A 16,565-nucleotide genomic window follows, 5' to 3' on the forward strand; every position below is an offset into this window, starting at 1 on the left:
GAGTGCCCTTTCAAGGCCAAGATCCCTACTTACATAATATTGATCCCGCCGCGATTTGGTGACCCTTCAGAGAATCTGCTGAGTCTGGCGCATTAATCCGTCTGCATAATCCAATATTTGTCTGAAGTCGTGATAAAAGATTCTGTCGGCTAGAAACTCCATGAGTTCAAAGTCTTCCTCGGAATCGATATCCAATACCGCTGTGTCTCTCATCAGAATTACATCAAAGGTTCCATCCAGCGGGGAATCCTTTAGCCGGTTCATAAGGGAATCTCTTCGGTAGCAGTAAATAGACGCATTCATGTCATATACAGCTGGAGCCTGCTGCCGAATAGTAAACGCTCGCTCAAAAATCCGCCCTGCTTTCCCCTCTCGTATTTCCACCATATTAAAGTAGGGATTTCGTCTGGACGGAACCACGGAAAATACTACGTCAGTGATAAAACCAGCTTCAGCATTAGCATCATTGGCAATATCAACGTCAGCTTCAGCCCTACAAAAGATTTTTTCGATGGCGTTCTCCATATCCTCAAGGGTTCTAAGCGGGGATGTGATATCCAGATCCAGGATCAAATCATAACGCAGATTCCTCTCTTTTTCCATCTGGAGTGCAGCATGCCTGATCACGGAAACCTTCGATGCCGTATCCTGTGACAAGTCCTCAGGCCGATGAATACAAGCCAGTTCAAACCTGTCCGCAAGCCTCAACAGTTCCTCACTGTCGCTGCTCACGCAGATATCGATGTGATCGTTTGCGTGGGCTTCCCGATATAATAAAGCCGCCGATATCGTATAAAGAACCAGCGGTTTTCCGATGAATGGTTTTATGTTTTTGTTCTTGACTCCTTTTGATCCGGCTCTGCCGCAAATGGTGATTAATAGCTTCATGGCAACTCCTTTCCCAGCGCCAACCCAAGTATCCTCAAAGACGCTTCAACATTATTCAGGGGCTTCTTTTCAAGAATATGATCCAGAAAAAACTTCATCTCTCTATCATAGAGATCATCCATCGTCTCTTGAAAGGAGATGTCCGTAAGGATTTTCGGTGTCTCTGACTGAATCCCTCGAAACGAAACGGTATGGGAAATCAAATCGCCTGTTATGTTTCCTCCCCTTGTGAAAAGTTCGATTTCTCTTCTGGGAGCCCTACCGAAGTAGTCAAGATGCAGTTCCACCGCCAACGCTCCATAATCGGCAATATAAAAGGCAGCATCCTCACTGTCAATCTCCAAATGAGAATACTTACCGCGCATACAGAAGACATGCTTTGGGAAGCCAAAAATCATCGTAAGATAATCCCATTCGTGAATCAAATCTAGGGCTACCCCTCCCCCCAATTCTTTTTTTGCACTGTAACAGCCACGATAATCCGTTTCAGGACGCCAATCCGGCAGATAACTGGAACAGATCACCCTTGCACAATAGATTTGCTCCTCAATGGCTGCGTTTTTGAGTGTGCGGATCACCTCCGAGTAACGAAATGGTCCCGCTACATAATAAATGCCGTCAATCCCCAGATTTAAGTCTGATACACGCTCATTCACGTCGGTAAAGACAGGCTTCTCGATGAACATATGCTTGGTTCTGCCTGCCATTGCAGCGATGGTGCTGTAGTGAAGCGATGAGGGATTTGTTATAAATGTGATGTCGTAATCCTGATCCAGCAGTGCAGGATCATTGACTTGCTTCGCAAGCAGCCGATCCAATTGCTGTGCAGAAATGCTCTCATACTTTGATTGCCCTGAGATTTCATTTCTCAATGCATGGATTTCAACGGACAGCTTTCTCTCTTCACAAAGTCGTAAAAGATTGGCAAGATGCTTCCTTCCTATGGAGCCAAGACCGCAAAAGCAAACTTTCATAACATAATCACCTCGATTCATGCTAAATGATTTTTCTTCAGCCTTTGCATATTTCTTTGTCTCATCGAATGACCCTGGCAGGAACCCCCACCGCAGTACATCCATCTGGGAGATCAGAAATTACCACAGCCCCCGCACCGATCATCACATTGCTTCCAATTGAAATCCCTTGTATCACCTTCGCTCCCGTTCCCAGCATACTGCCAGAGCCGATTCGTACGTTTCCCGCGGTTGCGGCTCCCGATGCTACGTGAACAAAGTCACCGATCCGGTTATCATGTTCTACGATCGCACCGGTATTGATCAGCGTCTGCTTTCCGATGAAGGAATCTGCATTGATGATTGCTCCCGCCATTACAATAGATCCCGCCCCCATAACCACACCGGTTCCGATCTGCACACTGGGATGAACTACTGTATCATAGTCAACATCGGGGTAACTTTCAAAAATCCGCTTCCGTGCAAGATTATTCCCAGCTGCATTGACGAATCGGATCTCTTTCGTCGTGCGAAAATCGTTAATTCTCTGAAGCGTTCCAAGGATAGGATAAGTCCTAAGGCTTTTTCTGTCATCATTGTCATCCAAAAACCCTATGATACTAAGCTCCTCCCCACTTCGGATTCTGCACAACAGAGCATCCAGCACCACTCTGGCATTTCCGCCGGTTCCGATGATTATGATCCTCTTCATTCCAATTCCTCGATTCTTTTATACCATCCGTTTATACAACCGTTTGCACGCTCGTTTATATCAATCCCTCAATCCTGTTGATCAATTTCAGCGTTTCTGCATCCTCCTCAAAGGTATATCGTTCCAAACTCGAATCTCCTTCCATTTTTCGTAAGAAGGCTTCAATTTCTTCCAAATAGGCATTTTCAATAATAAACTCTGCATAGCCCGGTTTCGTCTCTGCATTCAGATACGTATCAACTCGTTCCATTCTTTGATTTTGAAGATTAAAGGTAACCAGACTGTCTGGTGTTCCTCTCCACTGAATCAATAAATCCTCAGAATACACCGTGAGTGCCCTGATTGCTTTTCTTGAGACGATATCGGTCAACAGAACGCCTTTGCTTCCATTCTCATGCAGCATTACGATCATATAATTGTCCGGATAGTCCACCGGCAGTGAGGACAGATGATCTTTCCATACCATGATTTCTTTTACCGCTCCGAAGGTTTTGAGAATCCATGGCAGCTCAATTGCCAGAATTTCACGACAGCCGTTTGTTTTGCTGCTCCATGCAAAAAATTCGCGCTTCTGATCCCATGGATGCCAGTCAGGTAAATATTGGCCCACATGATAATGATAATTTAGCTTGTTCTGGTGCTGCGTTACGAGCTTCTGAATCAGTTCGATTTCCTTACGGTAAAGCTGGGTAGAGGACAGGTATAGTGTTTTCCCGCTCATCCTAGACTCTTTCAGGATCTCGTCGTACCGGTTGGGAAGCAGATTGATTTCACTGAAAATATGAAGCCCGCGCACCGCGCACTCCATGATGATATTCCCATGACTTTCGGGAGAAGTACATACAAAAGCAGCATCTGGACTTTCTTCTGTCAACGCGGTCTCTAAATCCGCATACACCTTGATATGGTATTCCTCTTCCGCCCGCTTCCTCCGCCCCTCATCCGACTCAACCGCACTAACTTTTATCTGCGTATAATTTTTTACGAGCAGCTCAGTCCGCCTTCTGCCCATTGATCCCATTCCAATGACAATTACCTTCATTCCCTGCATGTTACTCCTTTTCAGCTTTCAGTCGCGCTTTCCCGTGACTGCAATAAGTTCATCCTCTTCAAAGTCTCTGGATGCGATCTGTCCGATTACTTCGTACCACAGCATTGGTGAGATTCCGTCCGCCGGTCGCTTCACGGTTAGATTCTCTGCGGAGAAACGTTCTCCCTTCCTGATCTGTCTTGCAGCTACAATACTTTTTCTGGCAATCCTGCGGTTTTCCCGTTCAGAGTCCGTCACCTGCTTTCGTCCGTTCCCCAGAGCTTTTTCCACGTTTCTGATGCAGCTTATCATGATGCGAAATTCGTCGGGCTCCATGCTTGCCTTATGATCCGGGCCTTCCATATTTCGATCCAGGGTAAGATGCTTTTCGATGACGGCGGCCCCCAATGCTGCAGCAGCTATTGGGATTTCCATTCCCAGCGTATGGTCTGAAAAGCCTGCGGGCATTTCAAAGGTTTCCCGCAAGGAAATCATGGCGAGAAGATTCACATCCTGCATCGGTGTGGGATACTGCGTATTGCAGTGAAGGACTGTGATATCCTTACAACCCTTGCTGTTTAAAATATCAATTGCCGCTCTGATTTCTGCTGTCTCACTCATGCCTGTAGATAGCACAATGGGGCAGGAGTGCTGTGCAATCACCTCCAGAAGCGGCAGGTTGGTGATTTCTCCCGAAGGAATCTTCATTCGGTCAACTCCAATAGAATAGAGGTATTCTGCGCTTTCAATATCAAAGGGAGCTGACAAAAATCCAATTCCTTTTTCTGCGCAATATTGTTTTAAATCAAGAAAGCATTCAAAAGGAAGTTCAAGTTTCTTGACCAGATCAAGCATCGTCTCGCCGGGATGCTTTGCGTCCTTTTGGTATTCAGCCTTATCCGCACATGCAGAAGCAAGACTTTTGCTGCGAAAGGTCTGAAACTTTACATAATCAGCGCCAGCTTCTGCAGCTGCGTCAATCAGCTTTCGTGCAAGATCCATCCTTCCATTGTGATTCACGCCCGCTTCCGCAATAATCAGCGTCTTCAAAGCCACATCTTCCTCCTTCAGCAATTCCATAATATTGTTTTGAATCCCGCTTGAATTTCTTGCTGTGAATCTCCCCTCCCGATTTTCACTCCTGCGCAGGCAGATCGAAAAACTTTTTTTTGACCAAGGATTTATAATCTGGAATCGACTTCAAAATGGCTGTAATCTGCTGAGCACTGTCTCCCAGTCCGTATGGATTTACTGCGTCTGTACAGTCCATTTCAAAGGCCAGACCAATGGCTTTTTCAATTTCGCGCCGTTCTGGCTTGCAGCAGATAACGGAAGATGCGAAAAGCCTGCCCTTCTGCCGATCCCCGATGTTAACGGTAGGAATCTGAAAGGAAGGTGTTTCATAAACACCGCTGGAAGAATTTCCAACCACCATATCAGCTTGCGACATCAGGCTTAGATAAAGCAAATCTCCAAGGTCAGGGAAAACGGAAACATTGGATCTAGAAGACGAAAAGTCCTCAAGCAGGCGAATGAGTTCACGGCTGCCGGGATCTGCATTGGGCTTTGTAAAAATCAGTCCCACATCTGGTCCTAGTTCATGAAGCACAGTCAGCAGTTCCCAAAATTGTCTGCCGGGCTCCTGCTCCTCCAGCGTGGCTGGATGGAAGGTGATCAACAAGTTTTTGGATCGAAACGTAAGGCGCAATTTCTCCTCCAGCTCCCTCCTACCCATAAGCTCCATGCTTTTGATCCTGTCAATACCAGGACTTCCCACATGGAAGATGTATTCCGGGTTTTCACCAAGCTGCCTCACGCGCTTCCATGAGAATTCATTTGTAACGAAATGAAGTTGCGCCATCTTCGTTATGCTATGCCTGATGGCATCGTCGAATGCGCCTTCTGTAAGATCGCCTCCCGCAATATGTGCAATCGGAACTCTGGCAATCATTGCCGCCTGCGCGGCAGATAGAATCTCAAAACGATCTCCCAGTAGAATCACCAGATCGGGTTCAAGCTCCTGAAATGCTTCTGCAAACCCTATGATACCAAGCCCCATGGATTTTGAGGTGCCAATGGGCGTATCGCTGGAAAGCAGCATTTCCACCTTTCGGTCGATCCGAAACCCATCACCCTCGATTCTCCGGTAAGTCAATCCGAACTCAGGAGACAGATGCATTCCTGCTGCAACGAGCTGGAGCTGAAATGACGCCTCTGCGCGGAGCTTCTTCAGTAATGGTACAAATAGGCCATATTCCGCTCTGGTGCCTGTTACAATGCAAAGTTTGCGTCTCATATCTCATACCTTCCAAGATGATATAGCTTGAGGTGCTCCAGATCAGTAAACCAGCGCACAGTTTCTTCTAGTCCTCTGCGAAACCCCTCTCTTCCCCCATATTCTGGCTTCCACCCAAACAGTCGAACCGCCTTGGAGATATCTGCATAAAGCCGTGTTACTTCGCTTTTTTCCGGTCTAAAGCGAGCGGAATCCGACTGGATTTCAACCGATACGCCCATGATCTGCCCAATCATTTCAGCCGTTTCTCCAATGGAGATTTCAAATCCGCTGCCGATATTAACCACTTCTCCGATTGCATGATCTGACTCCGCAACCTGAATAAAGCCTCGCACGGTATCCTTAACGAAATTAAAGTCTCTTGTAGGTGATAATGCTCCCAGATTAATCTTCTGGCTTCCCTGAGCAAGCTGTGTTATGATGGCGGGGATCACTGCCCGAGCTGACTGCCTCGGTCCATAGGTATTGAAAGGACGGATGACCGCCACCGGAGTGGAAAAGGAATCGTAAAAAGACAGGGCAAGCTGATCAGCTCCTATCTTGCTTGCAGCATAGGGGGACTGACCCCGCAGAGGATGATCCTCTGGTATGGGCACATATCTTGCACTGCCATACACCTCGCTTGTGGAAGTATGAATGACTCGTGCAGCCTCCCACTGGCGGGCGGCCTGCAGAACATTGAGCGTACCAGTAATGTTGGTCTCTATATAAGACGCCGGCGATTCATAGGAGTAAGGAATGGCAATCAGTGCCGCAAGATGAAATACGACATCACATCCCTTCATTGCTTCCTTTACCCGATACGAATCCCTGATATCTCCGCTTACCATTCTTATTTCATTTCTGATCTTATTGGAAATAGAATCAAGCCATCCTGCGGTATTCAAAGAATTGTATAAAACAAAAGCTGTGACACAAGCCCCTCGGCGAACCAGTTCTTCGGTCAAATGGGATCCGATAAATCCGTCAGCTCCAGTGATCAGAATTTTTTTTCCTTCCAAGTTCATTTGATCCCCTCCAATGCAAATCATCTTATCAAGGAAGCACCGACTCCTTCCGCGCTTCCTTATATCTTTAATTCATTTTATGTTTTGCTTTGACTGTTATAGAACTCTGCCCAAAAGGAAATGATGATTCTTATGATATAAAAAAACCGCGGCAAGGGAAGTTTTCACAACCTACTTGCAGCGGTGTATTGACGCATCATCTATCGTTTATATCAGCCAATTTCAATTTCTACAAACAGCAACTCGTATTAAAAGTGCTCTTCTGTCTCATGTTTTTTCTGTCTCGTCATTAGGTTTTTTACAGCCTCTCTGGCATCTGCTCCACCATTGATGACATTGTAAATCTGCTCGGTAATCGGCATTTCAATGCCTTCCTTTTGAGCCAGCTGGTAGGCAGCTTCAGTAGTATAAATCCCCTCTACTACCATCCCAACCTTTTGGGTAGCTTCCTCAGGCACCATCCCTTCACCGATCATGATTCCGCACCGCCTGTTCCGGCTATGCATACTGGTGCAAGTTACGATCAGATCGCCGATTCCGGTCAGACCAGAAAAGGTTCCTAAGTTCGCTCCAAGCTTTACGCCAAGCCTTGCAATTTCAGTGATACCTCTCGTCATGAGAGCGGCCTTCGCATTGTCCCCGTAGCCCATCCCATCAGAGATTCCAGCACCAAGGGCAATGATATTTTTCAAGGCTCCGCCCAGCTCGACGCCTATTACGTCAGAGTTCGTATAGACTCTCAGGCTGTCAGTCATAAAGATATCTTGGATATATTCCGCAACCTCAAGTTCTTCAGAAGCTGCGACCAACGTAGTCGGCATACCTCGTCCGACCTCTTCCGCATGAGACGGGCCGGAAAGAACCACATACCTTGCATTAGGCAGCTTTTCACCGGCGATTTCAGATAAACGCATCAGGGTCTTTTGCTCAATCCCTTTTGCTACATTAACAATAACCATTTCAGGCTTCAGAAACGGTAGTGCGTTTTCCAGCGCACTTCTAAAGTGCTGCGCCGGTGCAGAGAATAAAACCACGTCCGCCCCGTTTAATGCGTCTTCTGTGGTATATGAAATCTGTACACCTTCCGGGAGCTTTACTTCAGGAAGATATCTAACGTTTTCTTTCTTTTCTTCCAGATCCTTTAGATGTTGTGCGTTGACGTCCCATATTTTAACAATATGCCCGTTGCCGCTGAGACTGACGGCCAGAGCGGTACCCCAGCTTCCTGCCCCGATGACAGCAATCCTGTTGCTCATTTCGTTTCCTCCTGTTTCTTCTGGAAATTCCGATTGAATGGAAGTATGTTCCTATAATCAGCGTTTCCCTAGATTGATTTTCGGTTCCTGACCTTTGATCAGCCTTTTGATATTTGTCCGATGCTTAAAGATTACAATGGCCGCCATGACAGCAGTTGGAATCATATAATCGTGATCGAAATACCACGCTGCAAAGGGAAGCAGAGCCGCAGCAACGATAGATCCTACAGATACACGCTTAGAAACAATTAGAAAGATCAGCGCCGCTGCTGCCTCAATAAAACCAAGCATAGGATCTAGTGTTACGAGAACACCGAAGGCTGTGGCAATTCCTTTTCCGCCGCGAAAACCGAAAGCCATAGGCCAAATATGCCCGATAAAGGCCGCCATTCCGCATGCCATTGCCAAATTTTGGCCTCCTATGTATCTTCCGATGGCAACAGCAGCAACACCCTTTAAAATGTCAATGATCAAGGTTGCTACTGCATACTTTTTCCCCAGAACCCGCAATACATTGGTGGTCCCGGCATTTCCGCTGCCCTCTTTCCGAATATCGATACCCTTCATTTTACCAATGAGAATGGCCGGAGAAATGTTGCCGATAAAATAACATACGATTACAGCAACTGCAAATATGAGATTATTCAAAGCTCTCCTCTCCTTTTTCACGAAATACAAATTTTACAGAGGTACCTTCAAAACCGAATGCCTCACGGATCTTGTTTTCCAAATATCTTGCATAGGAGAAATGCATCAGCTCCCGGTCGTTGATCTTAAACGAGAAGAGCGGCGGTTTTACTCCTACCTGAGTCGCATAGTAAATCTTGAGTCTCTTACCCTTGTCGGAAGGGGGCTGTTTCATCATGGTCGCATCTGCAATCAAGCTGTTGAGCTGTCCTGTAGGAATTCTCAATGCGCGTTTTTCCGATACGTATTTTACCATATCGATGACATTGTTCAGCCTCTGCTTTTGCAGCACGGAAATGAATACAGATGGGGCATAGGACATAAATGTCAATTCCTTCGCAAGGTCCTGCTGATACTCTTTCATGGTGTTGGTTTCCTTTTCAATAAGATCCCACTTATTCACCACCACAATAATTCCTTTTCCTGCTTCGTGAGCGATACCGGCAATTTTCTTATCCTGGTCCGTTACACCTTCTGCTGCATCGATCATCAGAAGGCAGACGTCACAGCGTTCGATGGCAGCAATCGCCCTTATCACACTGTATTTTTCGATATCTCCCGTAACCTTGCTCTTTCTTCTGATACCAGCAGTATCGATCAGAATATATTGATCTTCCCCCCGTTGGAACGGAGTATCAATAGAATCTCTGGTGGTTCCTGCAATGTCACTGACGATAACTCGCTCTTCTCCCAGCAATGCATTGATCAAAGATGATTTCCCTACATTGGGTTTTCCGATGACCGCGATCTTTGTCGTATCGTCATCTTCATCGGCTTCTTCCTTGGGTAGTTTTTCGATGATCAATTCCAATACATCCCCAAGATTAAGCATATTGACAGCTGAAATCGCTATTGGCTCACCCAGTCCCAGTTCATAGAAATCGTAAAAATCCTCCGGCAGCTTTGATGAATCTACCTTGTTAACGATCAGTATGACTTCCTTTCCGGTTCTCATCAGCATGCTTGCCACTTCTCTGTCGGAAGAGGTCAGTCCGTCCTTGCCATCAACCATAAATAAAATGACATCAGCGGTATCCATGGCAATTTCCGCCTGGATTCGCATCTGCGACAGGATCACATCCGTCGTATCCGGCTCAATACCGCCGGTATCGATGAGCGCAAAATGATGGCCTTGCCACTCGGCTTCAGCATAGATCCGATCTCTGGTCACGCCGGGCGTATCCTCAACGATAGATACTCTTCTTCCGACGATCTTATTAAAAAATGTCGATTTGCCGACGTTCGGTCTGCCGACTACGGCAACAATTGGTTTTGACATTATATTATCTCCTATTCAAATGGATATGTTAGAATGAGTATATTAGACGATTTATTCAAAAATTGCTTCCGCAAATTCTGCCGGGTCAAATACCTTCAGGTCGTCCATTCCTTCTCCAACACCAATAAATTTTACAGGCATCTGGAATTCATCGGATATGGTAATGACAATACCGCCCTTTGCGGTTCCATCCAGTTTCGTCAAGACAATTCCCGTAATCTCTGTAATCTCACCAAACTCTTTTGCCTGTGATACTGCATTTTTTCCTGTAGCAGCATCCAACACTAAAAGTGTTTCCCTGTATGCGTCCGGGTATTCCCGTTCAATGATTTTATTCATTTTCTCAAGCTCGGTCATGAGGTTTTTCTTGGTCTGGAGTCTTCCCGCGGTATCGCAAATTAAGACGTCGGTCTTTCTTGCTTTCGCAGCTTGGATTGCATCGAAGATAACGGCAGATGGATCTGCTCCCTCTTGATGTCGTATTACATTTACCCCAATACGATTTCCCCAAACCTCTAGTTGCTCGCCTGCGGCAGCACGGAAGGTATCCGCTGCTGCCAAGAGCACTGATTTTCCTTCTTTTTTGCATTGGTTCGCAATTTTGGCAATGGATGTGGTCTTGCCGCCTCCATTCACGCCAATTACCAAAATGACCAGTGGGGATTCCTGACTCAGCATATGTTCTTCCCCCTTATCAATCAGCTCTTTCACAATCGCCTTGATACGGGCTTTTACTCCTTCAGGATCCCTGATGTTCATCTTCTTAATATCTTCTCTCAATTGAGCCGTAATCTTCATGGTAGTTTCCATGCCGATGTCTGAAGTGATCAATACCTCTTCAAGCTCATCCAGCATATCTTCATCGATTTCCGGCCTCATGAATATCACATCTTCTATTTTTTCCTGAAGTCTTCCGAAAAAAGATTTTTTTATTCCAAAAGCCATATTATATTCCTTTCAACTGTAATATTTACTTTTCATTGCAAATCAACCTATGAGGAACTCATCTCCCAGCCTCAATGAAATAATTCTCGAGATCCCCTGCTCCGGCATGGTTACACCATACAAAACATCGGCATATTCCATGGTCGCCTTCTGATGGGTAACAAGAGCAAACTGAATCTCATCAAAGTTCTTTAGATAGCTCGCAAAACGGTCTATATTAGCGTCATCCAGAGCTGCCTCAACCTCGTCCAAAATACAGAAAGGAGTAGGCTTGGCTCTGAGTACAGCAAACATTAATGCAATTGCTGTCATGGTCTTTTCCCCGCCGGACATTAGATTGATATTTTGAAGCTTTTTCCCAGGGGGCTGAGCAACAATTTCAATACCGCATTCCAGGGGATTATTTTCATCCTCCAGCCGAAGCTCTGCGGCACCTCCTCCGAAAAGTTCCTGAAATGCTTTTTCGAAATTCAGCACAATCTTGTCGAAGCTCTCTTTGAAACTCTGCTTGATGGTCTTATCCATATCATCAATTATCTGCTTCAGCGAGTTCATGGCACCCAGAATATCGCTTCTCTGCTCACTCAGGAAGTCATACCGCTCGCTGACCGATTCAAATTCCTTGATGGCGCCAACGTTGACTTCTCCAAGATCCTTGATTCTGCTTTTAATCTCACGGGTCTCCTTCACCGCTGCGGCAAGATTGAAGTCCTTCTTTCTGAATTCGATGGCCTGCAAATAAGATACTTCAAACTCTTCCCAAAGCTTGTCCTTATACGTATCCAGCTGGGTGTCGTATTTTGCCTGCTTAATTTCAAGGTCGTATTTCTGATTCTGATATCCAGCTAAAATCTGATCCATCTCGTCTTTCTTTTTCGTAATCTCGTCGAGATGCTTTGTAACAGAAGCCTTTTCCTCCTGAATTTCCCGAAGATACCGTTCCATATCAAGCTTTTCCTGTTCCCTGGCTCGGATTCCGCTTTCCAATCCGTTGTCGCCTTCCAGAAGACTTGATTTTTCTGCCTCCAGCGTCAGAATCGTTTCCTCTTTACTGTATCTTTCCTCTTTTATTTCTTTTTTATAGTCCTCGATGCGTGAAAGCAGCTGATCCACATGATTCTTCCGGCTCTCTGCTGTTCCCACTGCAATCTTGGCTCTGGTAATCTCTTCATTCACTTCATCCAAAGATGATTTTTTCAGCTCGAAGTTTTGAAGCCCCGTATCAGTGATCTTTTCAATTTCAACGATGTCTTCACTCGCTTGCTGTACCGTTGTTCTAATTTCATTGATCATTGACTCAGACGCACTTTTTTCACTGTCTATGTTATTCAGTTCTCTCCTGCTTTTTTCCTCTGCCAGTTCCAGCTCGGAAAGCTGCCCAGACATAGCCGCAGCTGAATTTTCCTTGCTCAGAAGCTCCAGCTCTTTTTCCCTGTGCTCAAGATCAAGCCTTTGCAGCGTATCCTGTCCTGAAGCAATTGCAGCCCGCAGCTCGTCTAATTCATTGCTGCCCCGGTTCTTTGACAGCTCCATGCTGTTAAGTTTCTCTCCCAGCTGCTTGATCTCAGCCTTTCTTTCCAGCAGGTTAGCAGTATTGTTTCGGAAGGTTCCTCCCGTAATAGCTCCACCGGAGTTGATTACTTCGCCCTCCAGCGTTACAAAGCGAAGACCGCCGCCTCCAGCATTTTTTGAAAGCCGTACAGCATGATCCAGCGTATCTACGATGATTACCCTTCCCAAAAGGTATTCCATGACTTTCCTGTACTTTTCATCAAACTTGATGCACTGTACACCGAAACCCTTGAAGCCCTCCGAATTTTTCAGCCTCTGATCATAGCTTGGACTGGAATCTCGCATACTTTTGATCGGCAGGAAGGTTAGCCTGCCTGCTTTATTTGCCTTCAGTGCCCCGATAGCGGCCTGCGCGCTGTGATCGTCTTCACAGACGATATTTTGTAGAGCTGCACCCAATGCAGTCTCAATTGCTGTTTCAAAACCCTGAGGAACCTCGATGAGTTCAGCCACAACTCCGTTGATACCAGAGAGCTTGGATTTCATAATGAATTTTACAGCATTATTATATCCCTCATAGGAGCTTTCCATTTCTTCGATCATTTTTTTCCTGGTAGAAATCTGGCCGATGGAAATTCTCAGCTCTTCCAGTTCTTTTGCGAGACTCTTTTCCCTGAGGATTCTTTCATTATGGCTGCGGATGTGATCATGCCGCTGTTCGGTAGCCTTTTGAAATTCATCCTTTCGTACAGCCAGCTCCTGGACAGCTCGAAGATGACGTTCTGCCAGACCATTGCGCATCGCCTCAGCTGATTCTCTGTCTGCAAGAACTTGCTCTCTTCGTTTTTCCAGCGTCCCTTGCAGACTGAGCAGACTGTTAATCTCACTGTTTTTACTGCTGATGCTGCTGTGAAGCTCATAAATCCTATTTTTCTGCTGATCGATGGCGGCTGCATCAGTATTGATGGCGGCTGACAACTCTGCCTGCTTCATAAGTCGCTGGTCAAGGTCGTTTTTAAGAATGGATAATTCTTCATAAAGCTTGTCCTTGTCAGCTTGAAGTGTTGTCTCTGATTCAGCTTCCTTCTCCAGTTTGCTGTCAATGACTGAGATTTCATCCTTCAGCCTGTCGATATCCTTGTCAATTGTAGCCAGTTTCTCTCGATTCAGCTGGTTTTGATTCACAAGTTCATTAATCTTTTCAACACTAATAAGAAGCTTATCTCTTGTTTCGTTTCCAAGTCTTCCAAGCTCCTCATTTCTATTTCTATATTCCGTCAGTTCCGTATCAATGGAGGCTTTATCCTCCTTCATTTCCTCAATCTGGCTTGCAAGTTCTGCAAGATCATCTTTTATGTATTCATTCTTCAGCTCAATATTCTCAATATTTTTCAGCGTGACATTAATTTCAAGTTCCTTGTATCTATCACGGAGAATCAAATATTCCTTCGCTTTTTCACTGTCATTCTTAAGCTTGCCGATCCGGGATTCGATCTCTGAAATAATATCATTGACACGTTCCAAATTACCGGCAGATGCTTCCAGCTTTCGCTCCGATTCCATTTTCTTTGTTCGATATTTCACAATTCCGGCGGCTTCCTCAAAGATTTCTCTTCTGCTTTCCGGCTTGTTGCTTACAATGTCAGCTATTTTTCCCTGACCGATAAGCGAATAGCCATCCACTCCGATCCCGGTGTCCATAATCAGCTCTCTGATATCCCTGAGCCTGCAATGATTGTTATTGATGGAATATTCGCTTTCACCTGATCGGTACATTCTTCTGGTAATAGCCACCTCAGCGTAATCGATGGGAAGAATCCCCTTACTGTTATCAATGACCAAAGTGACTTCTGCCATCCCGCGGGACTTTCTGCTTGCAGTTCCCGCAAAGATGACCTCTTCCATTTTTCCGCCTCTTAGCATTTTGGGGCTCTGCTCACCGAGAACCCATCGAATTGCATCAGAGATATTGCTCTTGCCGCTTCCATTGGGACCTACAATACAGGTGATCCCCTCATGAAATTCTATACTGACAGGATCGGCAAAGGACTTGAATCCATGCATGTCGATTCTCTTAAAGTACAATATCTCCACCTCGTTCCAATGCTTGTTTTGCAGCGTGCTGCTCTGCCTCTTTCTTGCTCCGTCCGGATCCGCTGCCGATGACACTGCCCTGGAAGATTAAATTGGCGTAGAAGGTCTTATCGTGATCAGGACCTTCTTCTTTGTCGATGACATAATTGATTTCTGCCTCACCATTGGCCTGGAGTTTCTCTTGAATGGCGGTTTTGTAGTCCATATGAAGCTTACCGGATACAGCATCCTCAATGAGACCGGAAAGCATGCGAATCACATAATTTTTCACGGTATCCCAGCCGCCGTCCAAATAAACCGCTCCAATGACTGCTTCCATTGCATCAGCCAAGATGGAGTTGCGCTGCCTTCCTCCGCTGTTTTCTTCCCCTCTGCCAAGTTGAAGGTAATTGCCAATGCCCACATGCATTCCGCAGGAAGCCAGAGAGCGCTCGCAGACGATTACTGCTCTCAGCTTAGTTAATTCTCCCTCCTCAACATGTTCCAGTCTCCGGTAGAGATGATCGCTGATCACTGCATCCAGAATGGCATCACCAAGAAACTCCAAACGCTCATTATTTCCGGTTTGAACAGCTCTGCCCTCATTCAAGTAAGAGCTATGTGTCAAAGCATTTTTCAAGAGATTGATATTCTTAAACTCATATTGAATTATCTTTTGAAATTCCAACTCATTCACTGATTATTATTTCCTCCAATTCAAGTACTGAATTTTGTATCATCTGAACCACATTGGTTTCCGCATAAGGAATTCCCTTAAGGATTGTATTTTTAACTGCGTTGGCATTGGAAGATCCGTGCATCTTTACCACTGCACCCTTAACACCAAGAATTGGAGCCCCACCGTATTCAGAGTAGTCAAACTCTGATTTCAGCTCTTTGAGCTTACCAGCCAGCAGCAATGCTCCTACCTTTGACAACATACCGTCCGTAAACTTGTTTTTAATCAGCTTTAGAATATTCCAGGCAAGTCCCTCTGTAAGTTTCAGAATAACGTTGCCAACAAATCCATCGCAAACCACTACATCACATGCGCCCTTGGGAATATCTCTCGCTTCAACGTTGCCGATAAAATTGAGACTGCTTTTAGTAAGTAGCTCGTAGGTGGCTTTTAACACCGTAGTTCCTTTCGTCTCTTCCGTTCCGATGTTGACCAGACCAACCGCAGGCTTTTTGATATTGAGCACTTTCTCCATATAGATACTTCCCATAGCAGCAAATTCAAGCAGATTGTTGGGTTTGCACTCTGCATTTGCACCCGAATCCACGAGCAGTGATACACCTTTACCCAAAATAGGATAAGTGCTTGCGATGGCCGGTCTGTCAATACCCTGGATTCTGCCCAGAATAAATAATCCCGCCGCCATAATTGCTCCTGTGTTTCCTGCGGAAATGAAAAGATCCGCGTCTCCACTCTTGACCAGGTTAATCCCTTTTACCATGGACGAGTCAGTTTTCGTGCGTACCGCTTTTACAGGCGCATCTTCGTTTGTAATGACCTCACTGGCATGTACCACTGTGATTTGCTCTTTGTTGTATTTATATTTTGTCAGTTCGCTGATTATCTTCGTTTCGTCTCCCACAAGAATGATTTCATGCAATGTCTGAGCCGAAGCTTCTACCGCACCCTTTACGATTTCCGCAGGCGCGTTGTCACCGCCCATACCATCTACTACGATTTTCACTGGGAAAAACCTCCTTAGTTTTCTTTTATAAAAAGTGGCGTAGCCACTTGTTCCAGCAGTTTCTGCTTGATAACGAATGTACACATAGGGACATTTTCCTCGTTATACTATTAGTTAAAATATAACACATTATACCTGTGAATGCAATTCTTACGCAAATATGGATCGCGTCAAGTTAGGACGGGAAAAATAAAGCTGGAGTTTCCCCATTGTTAAAACCTTGT

14 protein-coding genes are annotated in these 16,565 nt (G+C 45.5%); all 14 read right to left on the minus strand.

All coding sequences use genetic code 11. The features are described from left to right. Positions 1–66: 66 nt before the first annotated feature. The 14 genes from FRZ06_08550 to plsX all read right to left on the minus strand — a co-directional run bounded on the left by FRZ06_08550 (position 67) and on the right by plsX (position 16,341). Positions 67–888 carry an acylneuraminate cytidylyltransferase family protein gene (locus tag FRZ06_08550; GenBank protein QOX63399.1) on the minus strand — a complete coding sequence of 274 codons (822 nt, stop codon included), beginning with the start codon at positions 886–888 and terminating at the stop codon, positions 67–69. Further along, the gene (locus FRZ06_08555) at positions 885–1,967 is read right to left on the minus strand and encodes a Gfo/Idh/MocA family oxidoreductase (protein ID QOX63400.1); all 1,083 of its coding nucleotides are present in this window, start codon (positions 1,965–1,967) and stop codon (positions 885–887) included. Before FRZ06_08555 ends, FRZ06_08550 begins: the two co-directional genes overlap by 4 nt. Beyond that, entirely contained in the window at positions 1,924–2,553 is a 630-nt protein-coding gene (locus tag FRZ06_08560) for an acetyltransferase (protein ID QOX63401.1), read from the minus strand. The genes FRZ06_08555 and FRZ06_08560 overlap by 44 nt, the downstream gene beginning before the upstream one ends. A 55-nt stretch (positions 2,554–2,608) precedes the next feature. After that, positions 2,609–3,604 (minus strand): Gfo/Idh/MocA family oxidoreductase, encoded by a 996-nt coding sequence (locus FRZ06_08565; protein ID QOX63402.1) that lies wholly within the window; start codon positions 3,602–3,604, stop codon positions 2,609–2,611. 18 nt (positions 3,605–3,622) lie between these two features. Then, complete coding sequence (neuB, locus tag FRZ06_08570; protein ID QOX63403.1) at positions 3,623–4,663, minus strand: N-acetylneuraminate synthase; 1,041 nt, start codon at positions 4,661–4,663, stop codon at positions 3,623–3,625. A 55-nt stretch (positions 4,664–4,718) separates the two neighbouring features. Continuing rightward, positions 4,719–5,879 (minus strand): UDP-N-acetylglucosamine 2-epimerase (hydrolyzing), encoded by a 1,161-nt coding sequence (gene neuC / locus FRZ06_08575; protein QOX63404.1) that lies wholly within the window; start codon positions 5,877–5,879, stop codon positions 4,719–4,721. Beyond that, positions 5,876–6,886, minus strand: a complete 1,011-nt coding sequence (locus tag FRZ06_08580) for an SDR family NAD(P)-dependent oxidoreductase (GenBank protein QOX63405.1) — start codon at positions 6,884–6,886, stop codon at positions 5,876–5,878. Before FRZ06_08580 ends, neuC begins: the two co-directional genes overlap by 4 nt. A gap of 248 nt (positions 6,887–7,134) precedes the next feature. Beyond that, the gene (locus tag FRZ06_08585) at positions 7,135–8,142 is read right to left on the minus strand and encodes an NAD(P)H-dependent glycerol-3-phosphate dehydrogenase (GenBank protein ID QOX63406.1); all 1,008 of its coding nucleotides are present in this window, start codon (positions 8,140–8,142) and stop codon (positions 7,135–7,137) included. Between the two features lie 57 nt (positions 8,143–8,199). Beyond that, complete coding sequence (gene plsY, locus FRZ06_08590) at positions 8,200–8,778, minus strand: glycerol-3-phosphate 1-O-acyltransferase PlsY (GenBank protein ID QOX65881.1); 579 nt, start codon at positions 8,776–8,778, stop codon at positions 8,200–8,202. A gap of 4 nt (positions 8,779–8,782) precedes the next feature. Further along, complete coding sequence (locus FRZ06_08595) at positions 8,783–10,108, minus strand: ribosome biogenesis GTPase Der (GenBank protein ID QOX63407.1); 1,326 nt, start codon at positions 10,106–10,108, stop codon at positions 8,783–8,785. A 51-nt stretch (positions 10,109–10,159) separates the two neighbouring features. Next, positions 10,160–11,053 carry a signal recognition particle-docking protein FtsY gene (gene ftsY, locus FRZ06_08600; GenBank protein ID QOX63408.1) on the minus strand — a complete coding sequence of 298 codons (894 nt, stop codon included), beginning with the start codon at positions 11,051–11,053 and terminating at the stop codon, positions 10,160–10,162. A 42-nt stretch (positions 11,054–11,095) separates the two neighbouring features. Further along, positions 11,096–14,650, minus strand: coding sequence for a chromosome segregation protein SMC (smc, locus tag FRZ06_08605; GenBank protein ID QOX63409.1), 3,555 nt, complete (start codon positions 14,648–14,650; stop codon positions 11,096–11,098). Further along, positions 14,640–15,335, minus strand: a complete 696-nt coding sequence (locus FRZ06_08610) for a ribonuclease III (GenBank protein QOX63410.1) — start codon at positions 15,333–15,335, stop codon at positions 14,640–14,642. Before FRZ06_08610 ends, smc begins: the two co-directional genes overlap by 11 nt. Next, positions 15,328–16,341: a phosphate acyltransferase PlsX gene (gene plsX / locus FRZ06_08615; GenBank protein ID QOX63411.1), complete on the minus strand. Its 1,014-nt coding sequence runs from the start codon at positions 16,339–16,341 to the stop codon at positions 15,328–15,330. Before plsX ends, FRZ06_08610 begins: the two co-directional genes overlap by 8 nt. Positions 16,342–16,565 lie beyond the last annotated feature (224 nt).

The sequence above is a fragment of the Clostridiales bacterium genome, from assembly GCA_015243575.1.
In the GTDB taxonomy this organism is placed as follows: domain Bacteria; phylum Bacillota; class Clostridia; order Peptostreptococcales; family Anaerovoracaceae; genus Anoxybacterium; species Anoxybacterium hadale.